Annotated in this window: 16 protein-coding genes; all 16 read right to left on the bottom strand. The window is 52.1% G+C overall.

What is annotated here, in order from left to right; all coding sequences use genetic code 11:
- Positions 1-127 precede the first annotated feature (127 nt).
- The 16 genes from traN to YA0848_RS21975 all read right to left on the bottom strand — a co-directional run bounded on the left by traN (position 128) and on the right by YA0848_RS21975 (position 22,500).
- Entirely contained in the window at positions 128-3,466 is a 3,339-nt protein-coding gene (gene traN / locus YA0848_RS22050; RefSeq protein ID WP_198731425.1) for a conjugal transfer protein TraN, read from the bottom strand.
- A gap of 5 nt (positions 3,467-3,471) precedes the next feature.
- Positions 3,472-4,527 (bottom strand): TraU family protein, encoded by a 1,056-nt coding sequence (locus YA0848_RS22045; RefSeq protein WP_198731424.1) that lies wholly within the window; start codon positions 4,525-4,527, stop codon positions 3,472-3,474.
- Positions 4,528-4,530: 3 nt separating this feature from the next.
- Positions 4,531-5,232, bottom strand: a complete 702-nt coding sequence (locus tag YA0848_RS22040) for an EAL domain-containing protein (RefSeq protein WP_198731423.1) — start codon at positions 5,230-5,232, stop codon at positions 4,531-4,533.
- Positions 5,201-6,367, bottom strand: coding sequence for a TrbC family F-type conjugative pilus assembly protein (locus tag YA0848_RS22035; protein WP_198731422.1), 1,167 nt, complete (start codon positions 6,365-6,367; stop codon positions 5,201-5,203). The genes YA0848_RS22040 and YA0848_RS22035 overlap by 32 nt, the downstream gene beginning before the upstream one ends.
- A 32-nt stretch (positions 6,368-6,399) precedes the next feature.
- Positions 6,400-6,906 (bottom strand): signal peptidase I, encoded by a 507-nt coding sequence (gene lepB, locus YA0848_RS22030; RefSeq protein WP_198731421.1) that lies wholly within the window; start codon positions 6,904-6,906, stop codon positions 6,400-6,402.
- Positions 6,899-7,240 (bottom strand): hypothetical protein, encoded by a 342-nt coding sequence (locus YA0848_RS22025; RefSeq protein WP_198731420.1) that lies wholly within the window; start codon positions 7,238-7,240, stop codon positions 6,899-6,901. Before YA0848_RS22025 ends, lepB begins: the two co-directional genes overlap by 8 nt.
- Complete coding sequence (gene traC, locus YA0848_RS22020; protein WP_198731419.1) at positions 7,240-9,657, bottom strand: type IV secretion system protein TraC; 2,418 nt, start codon at positions 9,655-9,657, stop codon at positions 7,240-7,242. The genes YA0848_RS22025 and traC overlap by 1 nt, the downstream gene beginning before the upstream one ends.
- A 1-nt stretch (position 9,658) precedes the next feature.
- Entirely contained in the window at positions 9,659-10,369 is a 711-nt protein-coding gene (locus tag YA0848_RS22015) for a DsbC family protein (protein ID WP_198731418.1), read from the bottom strand.
- Between the two features lie 113 nt (positions 10,370-10,482).
- A complete protein-coding gene (locus YA0848_RS22010) occupies positions 10,483-17,250 on the bottom strand; it encodes an Ig-like domain-containing protein (protein ID WP_198731417.1) in 6,768 nt (2,255 codons plus the stop codon).
- A 78-nt stretch (positions 17,251-17,328) separates the two neighbouring features.
- On the bottom strand, positions 17,329-17,685 hold the full coding sequence (traA, locus tag YA0848_RS22005; protein WP_255302817.1) for a TraA family conjugative transfer protein: 357 nt from the start codon (positions 17,683-17,685) through the stop codon (positions 17,329-17,331).
- A gap of 29 nt (positions 17,686-17,714) precedes the next feature.
- The gene (gene traV / locus YA0848_RS22000) at positions 17,715-18,242 is read right to left on the bottom strand and encodes a type IV conjugative transfer system lipoprotein TraV (RefSeq protein ID WP_198731416.1); all 528 of its coding nucleotides are present in this window, start codon (positions 18,240-18,242) and stop codon (positions 17,715-17,717) included.
- A gap of 79 nt (positions 18,243-18,321) precedes the next feature.
- Positions 18,322-19,674 carry a TraB/VirB10 family protein gene (locus tag YA0848_RS36530; RefSeq protein ID WP_332874090.1) on the bottom strand — a complete coding sequence of 451 codons (1,353 nt, stop codon included), beginning with the start codon at positions 19,672-19,674 and terminating at the stop codon, positions 18,322-18,324.
- A gap of 13 nt (positions 19,675-19,687) precedes the next feature.
- Entirely contained in the window at positions 19,688-20,773 is a 1,086-nt protein-coding gene (locus tag YA0848_RS21990) for a TraK domain-containing protein (RefSeq protein ID WP_198731415.1), read from the bottom strand.
- Positions 20,763-21,401, bottom strand: a complete 639-nt coding sequence (locus tag YA0848_RS21985) for a TraE/TraK family type IV conjugative transfer system protein (protein ID WP_198731414.1) — start codon at positions 21,399-21,401, stop codon at positions 20,763-20,765. Before YA0848_RS21985 ends, YA0848_RS21990 begins: the two co-directional genes overlap by 11 nt.
- An 8-nt stretch (positions 21,402-21,409) precedes the next feature.
- Positions 21,410-21,694, bottom strand: coding sequence for a type IV conjugative transfer system protein TraL (gene traL / locus YA0848_RS21980; RefSeq protein WP_065327324.1), 285 nt, complete (start codon positions 21,692-21,694; stop codon positions 21,410-21,412).
- Positions 21,691-22,500, bottom strand: a complete 810-nt coding sequence (locus YA0848_RS21975) for a DsbA family protein (RefSeq protein WP_198731413.1) — start codon at positions 22,498-22,500, stop codon at positions 21,691-21,693. Before YA0848_RS21975 ends, traL begins: the two co-directional genes overlap by 4 nt.
- Positions 22,501-22,597 lie beyond the last annotated feature (97 nt).

Genomic DNA, 22,597 nt, shown 5'->3' with positions numbered 1-22,597 from the left:
AGGACTTTCACCTCCCAGTCGCCAGCGTGGCCACCACAGCCAAGCTGGTTGCGCTTGCGCGCAACGCGCCATGCCTGGCGCACCAAAAAAAAGGCGCCCCGAGGGGCGCCTTTGCCAACTTCTAATACTATTGGCCTACTGTGGCACGGATGGAGTCTTCGGCCTCTTTACGCGCGTCGCCGAAGTCAAGACCATCAAGTCGACCTACGTTCCGCTCCAAGGTGTCCGCTCGACCACCTTTGATGTTCAGGGCACTCCCCTCTCCGGTCAGCTTATCAATGTCCATACCCTCAACAGTTGGGTAATGTCCAGTAACCTCAAGAAGACCAACCCATTCAGAGATGTCAATTTTCGACCAATCAATCTTAGGAAGATCTTCGATTCTCAAGCCTTCGCATTGCGGGTTTTCTGCCTCACCCCATTCTTGGCCAAGCTGAGGCCTTGCTTGCTCCTGAATAATCCGCCCAAGAGGTGAGTTGAAGCAGCAATAAGCCTCGCGCTTCTCAACGCAACCGAAAGCCGATTTCGAAGCGCAGTACGACCCAACGAAATGACAGACTTTTGTCTCCTTCTTCGCACCGAGCATGAACTCCTCTTCCTCACACTCCCAGATGATCTGCACAAGAATGTTGGCGATCTGGTAGATCATGTAGGCCCACATGATCACGGATAGCGCTGCTCCGAGCATCGGAGCAAAAGTCGCATTGCCGGCTGTAGTCGTAGTACCTGTTGCCGCGTTGGTACTCGCGTATTCAGCACCAGTGGAGCCCCCCTCGAGCGTTCCTGCTGCAAAAATTGTGTTCGCGGCCGCAGCACCAAAGGTCTCCGCAGTCCATTTTGCAGCCGCATCCATTAGAGCCTGTTTCATAGCTGCCAAACCCCAGGTTTGAGCTGCCTCTTTCGTCAATTCTGCAGCGGCCGCATCCGTAGCTGATGCGAATACACTGTTCCAAGCAGATGCGATCATCTCCTTACCATAGGTCCAGGCCCCGTCGATGATAGAGGCGTTATCAATCACCCCTGCCTTCTCCATCAACTGGAGGGTGTTCATCGTCAAGTTGACATAGTCCATGAGGGAGACGCCGTCAGGGGCTTCACAGCAGTCCACCCACCCACCGACCGCCTTCTTGCACTCCATTGCCTCACCTTTCCAAATGCGGCAGTCACGATTGTTCTCACTGGACTCTTCACCACAATCGAGATCATTCTCGGCAAACATTGCAATCTGTAGTGCTGCCGCTGCATAGGCGAAATCTGAAGACTTTTCATCAACCGGATTGTAGCACTCTGTTCCCAAGCATCGGACTGGGCCGTCACACTGATACTTTGTCTCAATACCCGTTGAAGGAACGTCTACGCTATATCCGCAATCCCAGATTTCCTCTTTAACATAGCACTCACCAGAGGCACCTTCTGCGCCTGAAACACACTTCTGGGAGATAAATCCGCAGCTCTTATCTTCTTCATATTTCTGGCAGGTATTGGTTGAGATTGCCCCTTCAACACAGCCTTCAACACGAACACTCAGAGCTAGCTTATCTATGCCTTGTATTGGCGAAGGAGCCAACGCATAGTACATCGCATCACCGGGACATATATCAATCCCGTTAATAGGAAGACATCCGGACGAAACCCCCTTGGTTACCTTTAGGGTTCCTCCCTCCGAGCATTGTCCTTTGGCAATTTTATTCGCAGCGTCGATACAAAATTTTGGCCCCCAGGACTCCGATGCAACCTGAACAACTTTAAATTTGAATTGATGAGCATAAAACCACTGCAAGCGTCCATGTGTTGTATCTGATATATCTACAACAAACTTAAGTCCATTCTCACAAGTTGGCATCTGGACAACTTTAACATCGGACGTGCCCAATGTATTCGGGGCATACTTATGATCCGTCCAAAGCTCAATAGGCATTAAAGCTATTTTATTTGGAAGGGCAGCGCCGTTCGAATCCTTCCCACAAACAGCGTCGTAGCTTACCTTGTCAATCTTGCCGTCTGTTCTTAGAAGACCACCAGAGTATGTCCCAGCCAAGAAATCAATAGTCATCCTATTGACCTCATGAATGTCGATAGTGTCTTCAGTAGCGATTTTCGCTGTAAAAGGAATTTCCCTAATTTTCAAGCTATGATTTACAGCACAAACCTTATCACTATTTTCGGGGCATTGTTGTTGTCCCTGAGCATCGGTGTAGCACTCCATTTCGCCCTTATAGAAGCCGCATTTCGCATCGATCGCGACTTCCTGGCACATGGGCGAAATATCAGGAAGTGGGGATTTTTTAAAATCACTTTCGCAAACGGTATACCCGTTAATTTCAGCGCAACCGTTAACCAGCGAAGGCATTTTTGTGCAGGTATAAGTGCTTTCAGAGCAATATCCATCTGCAATAGCTTTCGCCTTGGCTAGAGCATCAGCGTCATGCCACTTGTCTTCAGTGATAAGCTTAGTTGGATCGTAATTTATTCTTATCTTGGCGTACCCTTCGCCTGCACCAGTTACAGACGTTCTGATTTTGAAGGGCATGTCGCCAGTTTTTTTGATCGACTGTGTTATGTCAACGTCAAGTGTCTGAGCCCAGGAAGTACTCAATTCGCACGGACCAGCGGTCTCTGGAGGAAAATTATTATTAGGGCCAGCCCAGACTTTGTCAGTGCCAAGCCACACCTGCATATAATCATCCCACTTAGCATATGTAAGGGATGCTTTCGTAATGGCATCTGGGTTCATTACCTCAAATACCATCTGCTGCTCATATATCGTGCAGCTACCCGACCAATAGTTATCGCCAACTGTACCAATCCAAACGTCCAAGCACCCCCTGCCACAGGACTGCATGTTAGTCGGGCCAGACTTATACCGAATCAGATTCGGGACATAGTCATGCCGCAATATTGCCTTACCACTTTGGTCATTAATTTTTTCACACGTCTTCAGGTCAGAAACATGTCTTTTCGTAGTGGTTTCGGTTACTGTGTTCTCTTCCTTGCAGTCAGCAAACTCTTTCTCAAAAGTGGGCTGATTATTAAAGGCCTCGTCAGTATTTGTCCAAAGCGGATCATTTTTTATGTTCGGGCGCGTCATCTGAGCCGTGCCCAACAAGACACGATAAGCATCACCCTCTGATGAATCTTCAACCTTTAGGCGCGCGTTCGCCTGCCCACCAATACTGAGCGTTTCCTGGTCATTGCCATAAATATTTTCTAGCTGCTCTATGGATTCACCGGAGGAAACCCCCGGAAATAGATCGCTAAGCTTAATCTCCTGGGCAGAACCAGAATCACCGAAGATTATTTTCCCGTCCGAAACATTGGGCACACTGAAGTTCTGCAAAGCTTCATTTGCCGCGGCGTTCCCCTGGGCTGCTGAACTAGAAACTGCATCAGCCCAAGCTGGCAATAGACTACTATAGAAATAAAAGAAAAGAGTAGCCGCAGACACAATAGGTTTTAACTTAAACATCGCTCTCACTCGATCGTATTGCAGCAATCATTCCAACGGAACATTACATACATGGCGTCTTCGCCAGTAACGGGAATTACACGCCCTTCCCCTCCCTGCCACGTCATTGGGTGAGCGCCTATGTAGTGTCCTCTCTTTGTTTCTGCTCTCGGGAAAAAGCTCGCAAGCTTGTACTGCGACTTAGGAATCGTCGGGAAAATCATGCCTCGGCAGATCGTCTCGTCGCCCGTTGTGAGATGCGCCATTCCTCGGCGGTGCATTTGCGCAATAGAGCGCGCAGCAAGCAGCGATGTAGTCCTGCCGAAATCGTTTGGTACAGTGGACCCAGCCATTGGGTAGATGCTTCCCCAAGTTCCTGCGCACCACCAGAGCGCGGAAGTGCCTTCAGCCCCAGCTACACCCAGCGCTGCATCTGCAGCACAAGCGGCCTGTGCCAGGGGATTAGCTACAGCTGCGGATTCAGGGTGAGTAAAGAAGGCCAGTTCGTCGTTATTCCAAGTTGGGTCCAACTCAGTTAGCTCGATAATGTCAAAGTCCGCATAGCCATCAGGCGAACACCGCTTTGGCATGTACATTTCCAAGATCGAAAGCAACGGAAATGCGTAGTAATGGAGGTGATAGAACGACATCTTTTCCTTGGTGATGTTATTCCCAGAAACCGCATCGGATTGAGTCCCCCATGACCTCTTGTCACCAATCGGGAGGGTTGCTCCGCCTAGAGACATCGCACAGCCAGGCTGACGAACTACTTCGATGAGTCGAGCAGGCTCCCACATAGAGTTAACGATGCCTGGCTTGTACATGCCGAGATTGTCTTGGCACATGCAAAGGCCCTTCTTAGAAGCGCCTGAAGGCGCTTCGCCCGGAGTGATAGAAAACCCGGCGATACGAATCGGGAACATGCATGCCCAGCAAATGTCAGTGAACATTTTCCCACTGAACAAGCCGGCATCCTTACAAACCAATGCGTCCGTAGTGGTAGTTGTTCCCTCGGCTGATGCAAAAAATGCAGGGAACAGTGCTATTGCCAGAATAAAAATGGATCTACGGAAAATATTCATTGACTAGCCCAGGCCAACCGGAAGTTGAGGAGTTGAACTTTTCTCGCTGAGCAGCTTCGGCCGCGAGAATGCGTAGCCTTGATAAAGGCTATTTCGGAAAGGCTGCAGTAGATCTTTCGAGTCCTGGGACTCAAAGCGCTCGAGTACGATCCCGATTCGACGCTGATCGCAGTGAACTTTAGCTTCTATCAGCCAATCGAGGTTATCCGCAGCCGCAAGTGAATACAGATCGATTTTGCAGTACGACCAATCATGCTCGACCAGCCTTTGGAGGTTGGAAAAGCCAACGCCGAAATCGTCCATAGCCACCAGAGCACCAACCTGCTTTAAATCGCAGAGGCGCTTAGCCAGAAGCGAACCGGTGACATCAGACTCTTCGGATATCTCAATAACAGTCGGAGCAGAACGAGATTTTGCGATATCGCGAACCAAACTGAGCGCCCTGTTGAAGCAGGCCTCAACCTGGAGCGTCTCTGGCGACATATTAATGAAGAGAGGCCAAGGGTCCTTAACCAGCACAGCACTCTGAGCGACGAGACGGTATACCGTCATATCCAGCGAGAACCAGTCCTCTCCGCTAGAGCCGGCCATAAAGATGCCAGGCGCAGCAACACGGTCGCCATCGATGACCTTGCGTGCAAGTACCTCATGTCCACATATTTCCTGGTTTGCTTCATGGATCGACTGTATCGCTAGCCTGATCATTGACGTGCCCCCGGCCGACATAAACCTCTTTGATAAAAAATGACTGGCCGTCGGCAGTTACAATTGATGGTGTTCTTTCAATTGCAAATCGGTCCTTGACGTCAGACTTCAGCAGGTATGCAGGCGCAGCAACTGCACTCTGAATGCGCTGAAGATCGTCCCAGCCAGCTTCTACATCCACTGATGACAAAATCAGTGTGACAGTCTGGGACTTTCCGTAAGTCTCGATCTGCTCCCTAGCGAGGGACACCTGTTCTGGAACCGAGGGGTCAATGACCAGCATTCTTTGAGTGAAAGGGCGAATGCTCAGGGGATTTATCTTGTCGCCAGCTCTATGGATGACTGTCCCATCCGGCGCGATCATGTCTTGCTGCACGGTGACAGTTGGGTCAAGACGCCTTGTACGATCCTCTTCGGCATGTGGAAGATCGAACATCATCTGGCCTTTCCAGTACCTGGCCATTGCCTTCTGCTTGAGCTCCTCTGGATCCAGCTTGGCCGCCTTCTCCTTCATGACCTCAATGAGGTCTCGCTCTGCAATCTCGAGTGAGGGCCCAACAAAGCCAAGGTCACCACCTTTTCCAGACTTCAGAGATTCTTCAACCCGCGTGACCGACGAAGTACCTTTGGCCACTGCCTTGACGTCATCGCCCTCCTCAATCACTACGGCCGGGACGACGGAAATGGCGTGCTTCTGAAAAGCAACGGGATCAAGAAGCACCGACACACTAGACTTTGTGTCAAGAGACAGCTTCTGCACTTTGGCAAGTGCATCAACCATCTTTACGCCATCTGGGATGCCCCTGAAGAGCAAGCCCACATCGGTTTCCCCGTCGTATTCTTTGAGCAGATCTTTAATTTCGTGCTCACCCATGGACCAAGAGACGAATATCAGCTTTCGCCTACCCTCTCCTAGCGGATGTACTGGCTCTTTCTTCGAAGGCTCGATACTGTCAACTACGGCTTTCTGAGCTTGCCTCTCAAGATCGCGTGCCCACTCCAAATCCCCGCTATTCATTACAAAATCAACCTGCTGCTGGGTTGATTGTTGGAGCGCTGAAAGCTCCTTCTTCACTTCATCATCAAACTGAGGAAGCTCAACAGGATTTGCCAAAACCCTAGCGGCCAGGCACATAGCGATCGCACAAGCGACGAAACGGCCGCAATTCACCATATCGGATACGCTCGCCCAATCAGGTCACTCTCCTGGACGTAACCCCAATACCGAGAATCAAAACTGTCCAGGGTTTTACCCATAAACCAGTACTTATTCGCAGGAACAATTTCCTCACGAACAAACCGACCCGCCGGCTTTTTCAATGGCTTGGAAAGACGGAGCCCCTCACCAACCTCTTTTCCATTTACCAACACTTGCTCAGGGGTGACTTTGACTCGATCCCCAGGCAGACCATCAATCACTTTGATCATGTGAGTGCCTTCCTTGAAAAAGGGCCGAAGATCCTTCGCCTTGAAAGCGAAGATGGCTCCTCTTTCTGGAGTAACGTCATGCTTGTCGATCACGAAGACTCTCCAGGGGAGACAGGTGTTTTCCTGCGGATCAATGCCCAGCGAAAACCGTGAGCTCGCGTAGTACGCAAGCCCCCCGACCAGCAGGGCTATCGGTATGGCCTTAAGCGCAAAGGCCATATACGAGCCCTTCTGCGCTTTACTCATCCCCACCCTCCAAGACATCAGCAGCGCCTTGTGGTACCTGGTTCCCCTTCACCTTGGGGGCGGCAGACTCGAGAGCCTCCCGAGGAATCTCAACTTCACCTGGGTAGCCCAAGAGCGCGCGGGAATCGATTACAACGTACCCCTCTGCCGCCAGGATCGAAGAGTTCGATCGCAGCGCAGCGAGTGCTTCATTCGGATCGTCGATCACCGATAGCGCCATGTCGTAATTAGCGACTGCGACAGGGGTTGGTTTAGCTGCGAGGAACTGGTCGTACGCGAATACGGAAGCAATCGAGCAAACAGCACTAATCACAACTGTCTGTAAGAGTTCCATTACGCGGCCGCCTTTTGTACGTTTCGATCACGGAGCACGGCGTTGATCGCTTCATTCATGCTCAGCCCTTGATTCCGATAGTTGTTAATTGCCTGGACATCATCTGGCGCTGTGGAATAGAGCAGGAGGCTGAATGGATCCACAGTAAGCCTGCCAATACCGGAGCCGTGCTCTGTCATAAAGAAGATCTCGGAGTACTGGCCTCGCATGGTGTGCACCGTCTTGAGAAGGTTGAAGCCACCATCGGAAAGAGAGAGTCGACCTTCCTTTTTAATCAGGTTGATCGCATCCGCCTTTTGGCCGAGCAGGAAGGTATTAGCCGAGTTTTCTGCAATCGCACGCCCTGTCGAGTTGGAGTACAGGTCGTTAACCGACTGAGTAATAGTAATTGCAGCACCACCGTATTTGCGGAAACGACGATAGCCGTGCTCAATGAATTTCGACACGTCACCTTCGGTAAGCAATGACCAAGCCTCGTCGATGATTACGATCTTGCGACGGTCGCGAGCACCCAGGTACATGTTCTGCTGAATCTGATAAATCAGTTGAAGCAAAACAACCTGCTGTAGGTGCTTACGACCTTTGAGCTCTTCAAGCTCCAAGACCGTGAAGGGGTTTTTGAAATCGACGTTATTTTTACCGTTGAAGTACTTGCCGTAAGTGCCCTTGCTTGTGAAGGCGTACAACTGGTGGCCGATGTCTTGAATACGCTGGTCATCATCCGACAAGCAACTTTTTGCCACATCGTCGACCATCATGTCTGTGTGCTTTTCTTCCCAGACTTTAGCGCTATGACGCCGCAGCCCTGAGAGTTGATAGTCGTCGAGAGGAATAGTGGGTGCAGCCATTGCAGCGAGAAGACCAATCAGCACGTCTTCTTCTTCGCTGTAACTTTTTACCAGCTCGAAAGGGTTCAGACAGATGTTTGCGTCTTCCGTAAACTCGATGAAGTCCCCATCGAAGGCCTTAGCCAGCTTCTCGTAAGATCGACCAACGTCAATTACCCAAACCTGGGCCCCTGCCGACCGATAGGCGGTAATCAGGTAGTTTGTAAGGAAAGACTTACCAGAGCCGGACTGCGCTGCCACTGTGGCGTTATAGTTTGTTTCAGAGTCGAACAGATCATATGACATCAACTGTCCATTCCTGGACACGAATGTCATCATTGGCGTACCTGTACCCTTCCAATCCCCATAAATTGGGATGAGTGGTAGTGCATGCGTGATCGCCATAGTTTTATAGCGGTACATGTCCGTTACGGCTTTAGCGTCTGCGCCAAAAGGCAAAGCATTGATGAAAAGCGGAAGGACAAAGAATTTGTCCTCCATTACAGAGAACTGTCGAATACTAAAGTAGTTCTTAACTTCTGCGGCAGCTCGAACCATCCGGTCCTTGTCACCAGCATTGGCAAAGACAACGATCGTCATGTTGCACTTGACGACGGTCTCACCATCGTCAAGCTCTTTGAAGAGGACGTCGAAGCCACGTTTCTTGGCTGCAAGCACCGGCACAAACTTCAGGATGGGACCATAGGCCTGGTTGTTCGCCCAAGTCCTTTTGGTATTCATCTTATCCTTCGTCCCCTGCTGATCAGGGAAGTAGATAGAGAAGGTGATAAGGCAGTTATCACGAATACCAGTCTTACCCGTCAAAAGGTCGCCTAGATACCAGGCAGCCGAGCCCTGGATGGTCTGCCTTGGGAACCGCTTAACGCTAAGTGTTTTCACCAGTGTGTCGCCGATCTGCAGGTGATCAGCGTGAACATCAACAGTGCGGTCGTAGTCCAGAATCTGGTGCTTCAGGGGCTTGTCATCATCTGCGACGACTTCTGTGCGATCACGCCACGAAGCGCCTTTGCCCTGGTTCACGATAGCGGACATGATCTCAACGTAAAGATCATTGGTAAGGCTGCGCGGGGCAAACCCAATTGAGGCGAAGGTCGATTCAAACTGCGCCCGAAGCTCCGAGGCTGTCTGAATTTCCTTGTCAGTTGGGAACATATCAGCGGTAGGAATAATCACGCTGATAAGAGCATGCGTTTCTCGAATCTTGATGCCCGAGTAATCATCGATCGGCGTCATGGTGCCGTTGAAAAGGTACGATGCCCGGTTCGAAATTGCTTGAGTAAGGATGTTCTCTTCGAAAGAAAGTCGAATGCGCAGCATTGAGTTAACTTGCGCATTGATGTTTTGTGAGGCGAAGAGGCAGAACGAAATCATCGTGCCAGCCGGCCAGGCCTGTTTTAGCACAGACTTCAGCTGGTCAGCCTCTTTGCCATCCGAACCAGGAAGCGGGCGACAGAGAAAACCGAAACCGATCTGGTTGTCATCTAGTAAGAAAATTCGATCATCGGAACTGTAGGCTTCTACATTCAGAAGATCGCCAAATGGAAAACTTTGTTTACGGAAAGCTGTCATTTCAAATCCCCGGAGCCGATAGCCAATTATTAAGCTCACCCTTGTCATACCCGAGACGAATCAAGCCGTCGTCCCGAATCATGAAGGGAACACCTTTAATGCCAAACATATGCGCAGAAACAATTCGCTTAGCTATTGGCGATGTATCGCAAGCCGGAACTTCTGCTTTCCCCACAATGGATTGAGGCTTCGCCTGACCGAGCATCACATCCTGCGCGCTTTCCCGGTCTTTTATGCACTGCATTGCCCTAACCACCTTGGAACTCTCATCACCCATAAGTGGTACATACACAATCTTGAAGGTATAGCCATCCACTTTCTTGAGGTCATCAAGCAATACATGACACGAAGGGCAGAATGGATCAGTAAATATAATTATTGTCTTGTCGCCAGATCCGACAGTTAGTGGATTCAGATCATCCACTCGGAACTTAGTCTTCTTGACGTCGATAGTTTTATATGCGAGTTCAGCATCCCGAAGCGACTCGATGTTTTTCTGTGACCAGGTGTCATAAACAGTGCCCTGGAAAACGAACCGTCCGTTATCGCTGACGAACGCCAGCTTGCCGTTTTTCACAGCGGCTACCATGCCGTTCAGTGGCAAGGGCGAGGTCACGCCTTCTTTAATGCCTGTTGCTTGATCCGCGGCATAGCTGCAATTGACCATGGCAGCCATCGCGAATAGCGAGAAAAGAATCTTTTTGAGCGTCAAGGGAAAACCTCCTTTTGGATATGAGGAGGTTATGCAGGTTGTAAAGGGGTTTGGGCTGAGTTCGACCCCATCCAAGGGACTAACAAGAAGGGCGCCTTTCGGCGCCCTTCTTGTTACCAGATGACAGCTTCTGAATCCTCACCAGAGTCATCCGTGGCGAACAGCTCGATCCGCGGTGTCTCTGTGTAGGTTCTCTTGGAAATCGTAATGACAGATCCGCCCAGGCCCTGCTTTTGGTCATTGATGAACCAGTTGTGCCGTGCGATCCGCCCGTCCTCGTCCTTGCACTTAGCTGTGGCAGTCCAGGCGGAGCCGCCCTCCTTCACCTCAAGATCGCACGTTGGCTTCTTGTTCTCGTTGACATCAATGCTCATCTCACCCTCAGCCGCTTTGCTCATTCGCGTGGCGATCTCAAGCTTGATGTCATAAGACCCTTCGGTCGGAAGCAACGCCCTGGCGTAGCGGGAACCTCCAGTTTCGATGGTCTGCCCATTGAGGGAATACTTCATTTCAGTGATGACATCCTTGGGATGGCCCCCGGATATCTTCGGCCTTACGAGAATGCTCAATGGAGCCCGCTCAGCTTCGTTGTTACCCGAATAATCAAGCAGGACCTGCCAAGGAGGCGGCTCTTTGAAGGTCATGTCCCTTTCGACTAGCGAGTAGTTGCCCCGAGCGTCATAGACATGAACCTTGAAGGGATAGGTTTTGGGATCTTTGATCGCAAGAATCCGCAACTGACTGTTGTCATCCTTAACGACGTCATACCCCTGCATCTCTGGCAGCTCCCAGTCGTAATAGACGCCTTCAACAGCCTTGAACTGACCGATGTTCCGAATTCGCAGAGTCAGGTCCGCCGGCGCGTATTCCGCGCTGTAGGTCGGCTGAATGCTCCATTCAGGCCAGTCGTACAGCCAGAAGGTAATTCGCTGCTGGGTGATACCCTCGCCACCCTGATCGCGATAACCATTGATCCACGCGCGATACGCAAGCTGTGGTTTCTCGCGGTCAAGGTCTGCGTCGGTGGGCGTGTAACGCATCTCGGTCCCAGGGATAGTCCCCTCGCCATCGAAGTCGATGAACTCGCCGTCCATGGTCAAATCCATGTTCGGATAAGGCATCAGCATGTTCGCGATCCAGACAGTTTCGACCCCGAGCTCAGGTCGGCGGGTACCGATGATCTGCACACGCGGGGGACGAACTTTTCGGAAAGCCACCCCGGACCGGATCGTTTTCCAGACACGAGGGTCCTCGACTGGGGCGTCTTTGTACTTGAGCCGCACGTACACGTACTCGCGCTTCTCCACGTCACGAGTTACAGAGAAAGTATCTTCGCCAGACGTCCAGGTAACCCCGCGGTCAAGACTCCACTGCACCTCAACAGCCCCGAGGTCGATCGGAAGACTATCGGGCTGCCGAACCTTGAAGGTTGCAGTCGACTTCACAAACGTGTTCCCCGGCCCCTTAAGAAGAGCCTTCGGCACGTTGTAAGCGACGATCTCAACTTCGTCAGTCATTGAGAGCGCACCCGAGTTCTTGTTCGTTAGCTGCGCTCTGACTTTGTACAACCCCTTAGGCAGGGTCATGGCCATGCGCTGTGGCGTCTTGGAAGTGTTTGGCAGCTCTACGAACGGCCCACCATCAGTCGACATCTCCCACTTCACAGCCCCAAGATCCTTCGTCCAAGCGCGATTTGTGACATCCGCAAACAAGGTAACCCGGAAAGGAGCCTCGCCAGTCAACCGCAGCGCACGGACGGATCCATCGAGAGCAGCACCATTGAGAATGGTGATGCTCAGTGGCTTCGGTGAAGTACGAACAACCTGATACTCCGGTACCGGCGACACAATCCGGGCCTCAGCATAAATCCTCATGCTCTGAGCTGACGCCAAGGACATGGGAATCTCGAATGCAGCGTGGCCGGAGCCATCTGTATCTTCCCAATCGGTCAACGACTCAGTGGTATCCCATTTCGGCTTCGTGACCAGGCGCACCTGCCAGTTGCCCATTACAGCCTGGTCATAGGCTCGACTATCAACATAGGCGTCACCCATGGTCACGCCGACTTCAAGCGTCTCAGTAGAAAGGATCTTCCCATTTTCATTGTCGATGATCGGCATGATGCTCTCTTCAGGAACCGAGAGCAGTTGCACCTCAGAATGAACCTCCGAGCCAGACAACAGCGAATAGCCCGCATCTACGAAAATCGTCCTGCGATCCCAAAGGCTGCTGAAGGCCTCGGAATAGATGCGGCGGTAAATGGTGTTAGTGGCTGCATAGGAGGGTGCCACAGTCTCTTCAGCAACTTTCCCTCGATCCAGGTTGTGTCGCAGCTTCAGTTGGCCACGCACGGACTTGATCAACGCATCGCCGATGTTGTCGCCCGTTATCGAGGCTGCGTAAAGGCCTTCAGTCACTTTCTTCTTCGAGCTATAAGTGATCTCAACAGCCGGCGGCTCAATCGACTCGAAACTGAACTCTCCTGTGCCCAAAGGTACTTTTGCCCCAGCTGGGTCAAAGACGGATATCGTCCAGGCAGTCTTGTTCTGGCCAAGGAACTGAGAGATACCCATGAGATAGGGTTTTTCCCAGTTCGCACGAACGCTCAGCCCAACGGGGATATCAGTCCACTCAACCAAGCACATTGGCTTAGACGAGTAGCTCGCAGCACTCGTTTGCGCCCTTCTCTCCACGGTAGTCAGGTCGCAAGCAGGGCCTGCCGTCTGAGACAGCTCAATCACTCGGTCTTCGATCTTATAGAAGGCGGTAGTGAACGGGTCTTTAGGAGCCAGTGTTACGGCACCCACACCAGAGACCACAGTCACCGGCACTTCATAAGTACCGAGGTCGTAGCGCTGCTGGGCAGCGTCGACGATATAGGCCTTCGCTACGATCTTCTTGATACCAACCGTGCTCGACGTGCCATCCAACGCAAGCGTGGAGTCGCTTGAGAGATTCTTCGATTGATCCAGCTGCTGGACAAACTCAAGCAAGCAGATGGGCTTGTCGTAAGCGTTACCCTTCGCGGCCTCAGCGATTTTGACAGTCTGCGTGCAGTCTGCGTACTCGGGCATAAACTGCGCCCGAGTACGCTGGAGGGCCTGAATGATCGTCGGCTGAGTCAAGGATATCTGACCATGCAGCTTCCAAAATTCAACTGGGACTGAATAAACGCTCCCTTTGAAATCTGAACGAACCAGCAGCACCTTAACGGAGCCCTCAGTTTCGGCCTCTGCCGCAGCTAGCGATGTGCCAAGGGTCATGCCGTTATAGTATTCGACAGGAAGCTGCATGCCTTTACCAGGTGCTAGTTCACGCCCCCCAAGCACTATGTTCTTCAATGAATCAGCCTGTAGGACTGCAACTATATCTGTCCCGAGGCTACTTAGGATTGCTTCGTCATAGAGCATAAAGCCTGGCGCACCATCTGTTCGGCGCATTGGCTGAACAATGCCAGGAGTGCGGATAGTGTTCTCTACTTCTACTACAGGAAGGTCTTTAATAGCATCGGCGACTGCTCTAGGCTTCAGAGAAATAGAAGCGTCGTAATACAAACCCTTTTGATCGGTAACTCTAATTACAGCGGTTGCATCTATACTGCCTTCGGTTTTGTATACAAGTTTATTATTGTCAAACCAAATATTGCCATGGCTAGGCTGCTCAATGACCGTGAATACGAAATCATCCCAGCCGTTAGGGTCAGCAGCCCGCATCCGTTGCTCTACCCCTACCCCCTCAATGAAGTGAATAACTTCAGGAGAAATTGAAGTTGGAGCATAGTTCTCCAAGGTAATGGATACGACTGCAACGCCCTCGACATATTCCCCACCAGCATCCACAACCCTGAAGTTGAAAGTGTCGTTTCCATAGAACCCAGGATTTGGCGTGTATACATAGCCATCCTCAAACGCTAAAACCTTTCCGTACTTTGGCTGTGTAATGACCTCATAAGAAAATACATCCCAAATATTTTCATCATGGATTACTGGTTTAGTAACGCCGGAAGGTTGGCCTTCACGAGCGTACATCCTAAGCGAGGCGCTTAGCGGAGCTTGGTTGACGTCATAAACCTCAATAGAAACATCGCCCACGACATCCAGTCCACCAACATCCGTCGCCTTGACTTTAATAGAGTCAGAACCAACAAATTGATGTTTAGGTGTATAAATAATATTGTTGCCAATTATAGAGGCAGTGCCATTTTCGCCAGAGGAAACGATTGCAATGGTATGCCTACCTTTATCGTAGTGATTGGGATCAATCACAATCGGGTAGTACGGTGCAGACGGAGTGTTTTCAGGCACACGAATGTGCCCCTCAATCCTTGTCGGAGCGGCGTTGCTCGCGGATACCGTAACGAAACCCTTACCAGATACTGAAGCTCCACTGGGATCAGTAGCCTCAATGTCGAAAATCGCACGACCTGTCCAACCAGCTTGGGGAGTGAACTTAATTCCCCCAGCTACCACTTCAACCAACCCACCAGAGGGTTGAGAAAGCACCTTAAATGTATGAGTGTCCTGCGGATTACGGTCGACAACCACAGGAACGCCGGTCACGGGCACACCTTCGGCTGTAGACAGGTCGAGTGACACGGAAGAAGGCGCGTAGTTTTTCTGATTAACCTGAACCGTCACCTTGCCCTTCACGGACAGCCCCCCCGGATCAGTGGCGACGACATCGAACACCACGCTCCCAGTGAAACCGACTTGGGCCTGATAGGAGAGTTGATTCCCAATGACCTGAGCAAACCCATTGATTGACTGTACCGGCAAGCTGAAGGTGTGCTGGCCTTGGTCATACGGATTGGGATCAACAACAGTCAGCGGAATGGAGGCGACAGTTTCTCCCTCGAGAACTGTTGCAGATCCAGAAACAGAGGTTGGTGCGTAATTGTACTTTTCGACCTCGATTTCACCAGTTACAACGTCAGTCTCAAGCCCGTCTGCATCTCGCACCTTGTACGTGAAAGTCGCCGAGCCAAAGTAGCCCTGAACAGGCTCAAAGGTGACCTTCATCCCGGTCGCAGTAACGGTCCCTACGTTTGCAGGGGGCTGGCTCACGATGAAGATCGAGTGGGTATCACCAATATCAGGGTCCGTTGCCACAACCTGGTCAGCGGTAACTTGAACAGTCACCGTCGCCTCCGCGGAGATTGCCCCGCCGGGATCGGTAGCAGTCACTTTTGCTACCGCAGTTCCAACGAAGCCGGCCTTCGGAGTGAATGTCAGGTCAGCCCCAGCCAGGGAAAAAACGCCTTTGTCAGAGGTAGTGTTCTGAGTCAGCGCAAAAGAAATTGGCGCATCGTTGTTTGGGTCAGAGGCCGCCAACTTCACAGTTACAGGAGTGTCCAATGCGGCTTGAAGCGATACGGGCTTGACTACTGGAGGTTTGTTAACTGGAAGCACAGTCAAATAGAGGGTCGCCGGCGCAGAGACGGCGCCCTGGGCATCCTCAGCGACAACCTGGATCGTCTGTGTGCCAGAGAACTGTGGAGCGAGGACAACCTTTACCGACTTACCGACAACACTTACATCAGCGAAATTGGGATTTGCGGTACCGACTAGTCGAACCACATGCGAATCGCCGACGTCCGGATCGGTAAGAGTAAGAGCCAAGGTGCGCGTCTCGCCCTGCGAGAGAGTCGCTGTTACGTCGCCCAAAGCTGGCGCGTCATTCACGTTAGTAACAGTGATAGACGCATCGACTGGCTTGGATCTTGCCCCTCCTGCATCCATACCAACCAAGCTGCAGGTGGTAGTGCCAACCCAGTCTTTTGCCGGCGTGAATTGAAGGACGCTGCCAGATACAGAGCAAACCCCCTTCGATACGGCCGGCTGCCCTACAACCGAAAACACATACGGCCCGTCACCGTCGACGTCCAGGAAGGCAATCGGGGCGCTTCCTGACTCATCCTCAACCACTGATAAGGCGATCGGAGTCAGTACGGGAGCGTCATTCTCTGGCTGGATCTGCACCTTAATCAGCGCAGGTTCGGAGACCGCCCCATCACTGTCACTAGCTGTGAGCCAAAAGGAATCCTCGCCCGACCAATCTTCATTTGGCACATAGCTGACCCCTGCCTGAGTGACGGTAACCTGCCCATGTTCTGCAGGATCCCCGGTCAAAGCAAAGGTGAATTCGCTATCACCATCAGGGTCTGTCACGACAGGAACAATGGAAAGCGGATTGTCCTCGACGCCAACATAGGTTTTGCTGGTTATTTTCGGCGCACTGTTGGCCGCCCCCACGAGAACCGTAACCCCAGCTTCCTGGGACCAGTTCCCCGAGGAGTCCTGAACCCGGAACGTGAATTCGGCTTTGCCATTCCAGTCCTTCGCCGGCGCGAACGTAACGGTCGATCCAGTTAGAGAAATATCGCCATCTAGGGGGGACGGCATCTTCAGCAATTGATAGCTAACGAGCTCGTCTCCCTCGGGATCGGTTGCTTGCAACTCGATGTCAACCGGAGTGTTCTCAGAGGTACTGACAGTTTGGGGCTGAGCGATTGGCGGGGTGTTCACCTTCGCCACATTAATCTTTGCAGACTGGCCATTCACTTGGACGACCATTGCGCCAGTGAAGCCCTCAGGAATTGGAAACTCGCCTGAACACTGCACGGAATCTTTGGTGCGATTACCTTTGCACTGGCCCAGCTCCGCACTAGAGGAGCCACCTATTGTAATTGGATAGGTGAAATCGCCGGCATTAGAACAATCCGTCCGGTCAGCCTGGTAGCTGACGGAGATGGTTTGATCCGCGTATGCATTAGTGGGAGAGACAGAGAACTGGACCACTTGCTCCGTGCATGCTGCTAGGGCGCTGTTGGCCCCCAGAGGAAGCGTCAATGCGGCCATCACGAGAGTCAGGAGGGGTTTCATCGCAGTCCAGTCCTATCCATAAGCAAGTCCAAGAAAGACCAAAAGCCGGCCATTGGGCCGGCTTGGTTCAACGCGAGATCAGTTCGGAATCTGGATGGTCGCCGTCATGATCGACTCGATGATGGTCGGGGTGTTGTACAGGCCGACACCGCCGCCGACACCGGTAGCGAAGGACATGATGGATTGGCGCACGATACCGCCGACGATACCTACCAGCACCATCGCACCGGCCACGACGCGGCCCAGGGTGCCTTGCATCCAGTCGGTGAGGGTCACCCAGATGCTGTCGAACGAATCACCACCAGTGCCTGCCACAGCTACCTGAACTGCGCACAGGACGCCGAGCAGCAGCATGGCTTGAGCAGCCTGACGGCGGCGGGTGGATTGCTCTTCCAAGGATTGGAATTCACCGGCGAGTGGGGTTTGGTCTTTCATGTAGATCTCCTGATCTCGGGTTGGGGACATCAATTGCCAGAAGGGCTAGTGCCCTGCTGTGCGGGAGTGGTTTTTCGGGATTCGAGGGGGCGGATCGAAGGAGTCGGACGCGGGGCAGGAACACCAATTTCCCAACGGCGAGGCTCGATCTCTGTGTACATAAAGCCGGGGACGATCAGATCGCCCGCAGTGTTCTCCCATGGAGCGACCCAAACTCGCATCACTGTTGCTTGCGAGCGAATCGGCACGGGATTTCTTGCAGGACGCGGGACGACATATCGTTCCCCGCCAACGACTGAAGGCGCCACGGGAGATGGCTCAGCGGCCTGCTTGCTGCCACCATCGCCCTCACCTTTCACGCTTGCCTGAGCTTCGACTTCCTGACGGAAATTTTCATTTTCGGTCAGCTGGTAAACATCACGCGCGGACATACAGGTGACGCCGTTTGGCATCCCTTTACAGCCGTACTCGCTCTCACCGATCTGCAGAAACGAGCAGCCAGTCATGCTGGCCGTCAGAGCGCCAAGCAGCGCGACACGAAGAATCTTCGGATTCATAGTTTTCATAGCCTCAGTATTCAATTTTGGTGAGGGGCGAATTGGTCAATTCGCCCCTTTTAGCGGTAATCGGAAATTGTTACGCGGCCTTCTTGATCTTGAGCTGCGTGCCTTTCTTCACGACGAAGTCGATTTCGCGGGCAGCATCAACTTCGATAACCGGATAAAGGTTCTCTGCCATCTCGAGGTAGAAGTCAGCGATACGCTCAAGCGCTCGACCGGTACCACCGATCGCAGCACCTTGAAGCGCCTGGGAGTTAAAGGCCTGCTGGTAAACCGGATCGATAACGCCGCTGCTGCCGCTGCCACTGCCGGTACCCGTAACGTTGATGCTTGGCACCTGGCGGACACTGAAGGCCTCAGACACACCCTGCATGAAGCCAGCCATGAGGGAACGAGCGAGGATCGCCCCCTGTTTGGAGACAAGACGCCCCCTCACACCAGCTTTACCGTCCTCACCGCTTGCGTAGGCATCCATTCCGTTCTCAATGACGCCGCCGTCGTCACGAACGCAGGAGATCGTTTCTGCGCGCATGTATGCACGCTCAGAAGACAGATCACCAAAGGCGCTGGCGATAAGGAAACATTCGCGCACATCAGCACGGAACCGGTTTGGCAACACGGCCTCCTTTTTGATGCGCAGCAGAACAGGGAAAGGATCTTTGCGCGCGTTACTTCCGGTAGGCGCATCGATACCTGTGATCAGAGCCCCAGAAAGAATCGAGCCGGCCGGGAGGTACACTTCGTCTTCGTGATCCTTCTTAGCCGAAGGATCTTCGACAGGGGTGGACTCGATAGTCCGGATAGCCACCCTATCGTCATTCTTTTTCGCCTGCCCAGGCTTTGCAGTTTCGACTGCCGGCTGAGGCGCGTTGGCAAAAAATGCAGCCTGGTGCTTGTTCGGATCCGCCGCAGCATTGTTGAAGCGCGAGGCCTCTTTCTCACGCCTTTCAGCGTCCGCCTTAACATCTTCAGCCGACTTACCATCGGGCTTAGCTGTCGGGTTCTTCTTCTCCTTTTCCAACGCCTCGGCCAACAACTTATTCTGCTGCTCAACTGCCGCGGATTTGTCCTGGGCCGCCTTCAGCTGCTCCTGGAAACCATCCAAGTTCTTTTTGATGTCGTTCAGCTGACCGCTAAGCTCTTTCTGGGACGAGCTCTGCTCCATCAGCGTTTTCATGTTCTGATTGATCAGACGGATATCACGCTCATTTTGCTGCGTGGACGTTACGAGCGAGTCGATACCTGCTTTGCGCGGATCTTTATCGGTCAAGATGGTGGTAATGGTTTTCTTTTGGTAAGTACTCTTCTCAGCCTTTCCACCCATCTCAGAAAGGACATACACAAAACTAAGAATCACAAATGCCCCACCACCGATTGCAACCCAACGGCGATGCTTGGGATCGAGACGATTGAATAGATCTTTAATCATGATTTCGCCTCAATTAGTTCAGAAGACTCGGACGAGAAGACTCTTCCGCAGGAGCCTCGCCTACTCGAGTCACGATGTAAACTTCCGTCTTCTGACCCGGCTCCAGCATGTTTTCAGGCCAGGCAGCGACTGCAGCAAGGTTCGGATGAGTGCAGGAGGTCTCATCAAACATTTCTGGTACTGAAGAAACGTTTTGAGCAACGCCAACAACAACTCGGAAGTTGTGCCCCAGAATCACCTGCGAGCGAGAGAAGTCGAAAGTAACGCCGCTCTGATCACACGCCGGCAGGGAGTCAAATCGACCTAACTTTCCGATCGAGAAGCCCTTCGGCAGCTTTCCAAGGGCGAGAGCGCGCATGATGCCTTTGATTGCCTCTTCGTATGGCTGTCCTTCTTCCCACTTCTTTGCCTGCCCGGAGTAGCGAGCGCCCATGCCTGCCCCAGGAGCAGCCAAAGTTTGGCCAGACATTGGTTGCCCGATGATCAGGTTCGCTTGGATTGGCGGTACTTTTCTAGGCGCGAGCGTCAAGCTAATTGCTACCGACTCGTCATCCTTGGGAGTGATATACATCGTGACAGGAGACTCATCTTTAGTAGAAACGTAGATGACGTTCTCAACCGTTTTAATTTCCGCCGAAGAAACCGTTTGCACAATCGGCTTATCAAACGGTGTCACGATGCGGTTCAGATGGCTAATGGACGCCGGAATAATGGTGTTAACACCCGGCTGAACAATGACATCCTGATAAGAACTAACCACCGGCTGGGACTCATCCGCTAGACGAGTCTTAGCAACGTCGGAAGAAACAGCTGGAAGGTCTTTGTCCCTGCCCCCACCTTCCACTTGAAGGATTTCCTTTTTCTCAGCAGCCGGCTGCACGCCAGCAGAGCTTGCCTGCTTTGGCGCTACCGACTCAGTTTCCAGGGCTTTAGTATTTGCCACGAGCCCGTATTCGCTTGGGTCAACCTCTTTCTGAGGAACAACAACCTCAGACTTATTGGAGGCGGTGGCCATTTGCGGGATGACCAGTTCTTTGGCGTGAGCATTCACAGACCCAACAGCCAGAGCGAGCGCACAAAAAAGGGTATTAGCTTTCATGGTTGGCTTTTTCCATACGCTTACGTGCATTTTGGGTCTTCTCTTCACGACGAATAACATCCTCAGTACGAGGCTTGCCCTCGTATGTGGTCAGGTAAGTAATGATCGGCTTGTAGTTTCGGATAACCAAATCAACTTCATAGGTAGTATTGCCACGCTCAGGCTTACCATTAGGGCCTTCCATTAGCGAACGACCGACCACGAAGAATTTGTTAGGGTTGTTCTTCTCTCGAAGAATTTCTTTTGCCTCGAAAGAAATACGCACTCGATCCCGGCGAATCTCGTGTACCTGAGACTCAATTTTGTTAACAACATCTTGATAGATGCTTGGATCAAGCAGCGGCTCGATCGTCTTCCGAATCATCGCGGAGTTGCCGGGAGTTACGTTGCCTACAGTGTTGGCCACGTATAGCGCCCAAGACTCGGTATATTCCTCTGAAGCCTGGTTTGCACTCACCCACGCAGACTCAACCAAAGTAGGAGGAGTCATGCTCACAACGGTATCTTTCGAGCTGACGAAAATTGCGAGGATGAAGTTTACGAAAATCGAGCCCGCGAGTGTAATTCGCAGGAACTTATTCTCGCTAACCGTTCCATTAAAATTGCGTTTGAAGATACTAAGCTTCATGGCTTATCTCAGTTGTATTCGCGAATGAATGGATTAGGAATGCTTCGGGCCTTGGACGTTCCGGCAATACCGGCGTACCAATAAATCATGTGAGCCATGAAGCCATCAGGATGGTCATCTCGGTATTTCCGATACCACCTTGCCAACAGAAAACCCCCAAGGGTCATAACTGCGGCATAACCGGTGAACATTCCGAATACCAAGCCAATGCCGATTGGAGCAACCTCATCAGACTGCCAAAAGAGGACATGAGGAGGCTCATCTACAAGCTGCGGAATCTCAATAGGGTTCATTTTTGATCAGCCTTCATCTTGACAAGATTTCCCATAGCACTCAGCAGCCTCTCCGGCGTTACAGCTTCTTTAATAAGAACAGTTTGCCCGGTGGGCTTGTGCCTAATTAGTGTCGAGGGGGTTACATCGATACCAAGGTCAACGGCCTCTTTAAAATCGGCTCTGACCTTTTTAACGAAGAAGTTACTATCAATGCAGCTCGCGAGTTCCTGGCCATTCAAACCGAGGTCTTCCGCGATAGAGCTGAGCGGTTTATTGGTACCAGCACCGGCGCTACTGGTAGATTGAAAGATGGCATCAGCCATACGGTAAAAAGCGTCATTCCCACCTTGGGCACCAGCGCACTCTGCTGCGTATGCTTCACGTCTAGATGCATCTCCATGAACTGGAACATGCTTGAATAGCAGGGAAATATTGCCCCTAGAGCCGTCTACTAAGGCCTTGGGTACCGGAAAGAAACTTTTGCAGTAAGTGCATTCGAAGTCGCTGAACTCCACAATTTCGAACTGCGCCTCAGGATCTCCGTATCGGCGCTCGACGGCTTCCATCTTCGGCGCCGTCTTGGCCAATTCCGACGAAGATCCTTCGACTGCCGCGACGTGTTTTACGTCCTCAAGGGCCGTACGCAACTCGCGCTGGCTGAACGCCCAGGGCTTGATAGCAGCGGCTGTGCTATTCAACTGAGAGACGAGGGCCTTAGTGGCCTTCAACTCCTGCCACAGCAGCCACGAAGACGTGACCGCAAGGAGCGATAAAGCCAGTCCTAGCACCGCCCACGGGGATCCACTTTTCTTAACGTTGTCCATCAAGCACCTCATATCGATGAGGAGATGGTGCTCAACTTTGCAACCCGATAGTGGTCAGTTCGTACCGTTTGGAGGGTTGCGGATTCCACGCCATCCG

The sequence above is a fragment of the Pseudomonas sp. S4_EA_1b genome (assembly GCF_016307435.1).
Classification (GTDB): Bacteria; Pseudomonadota; Gammaproteobacteria; order Pseudomonadales; family Pseudomonadaceae; genus Aquipseudomonas; species Aquipseudomonas rhodesiae.
This window is presented reverse-complemented; position numbering and strand designations above follow the sequence as displayed.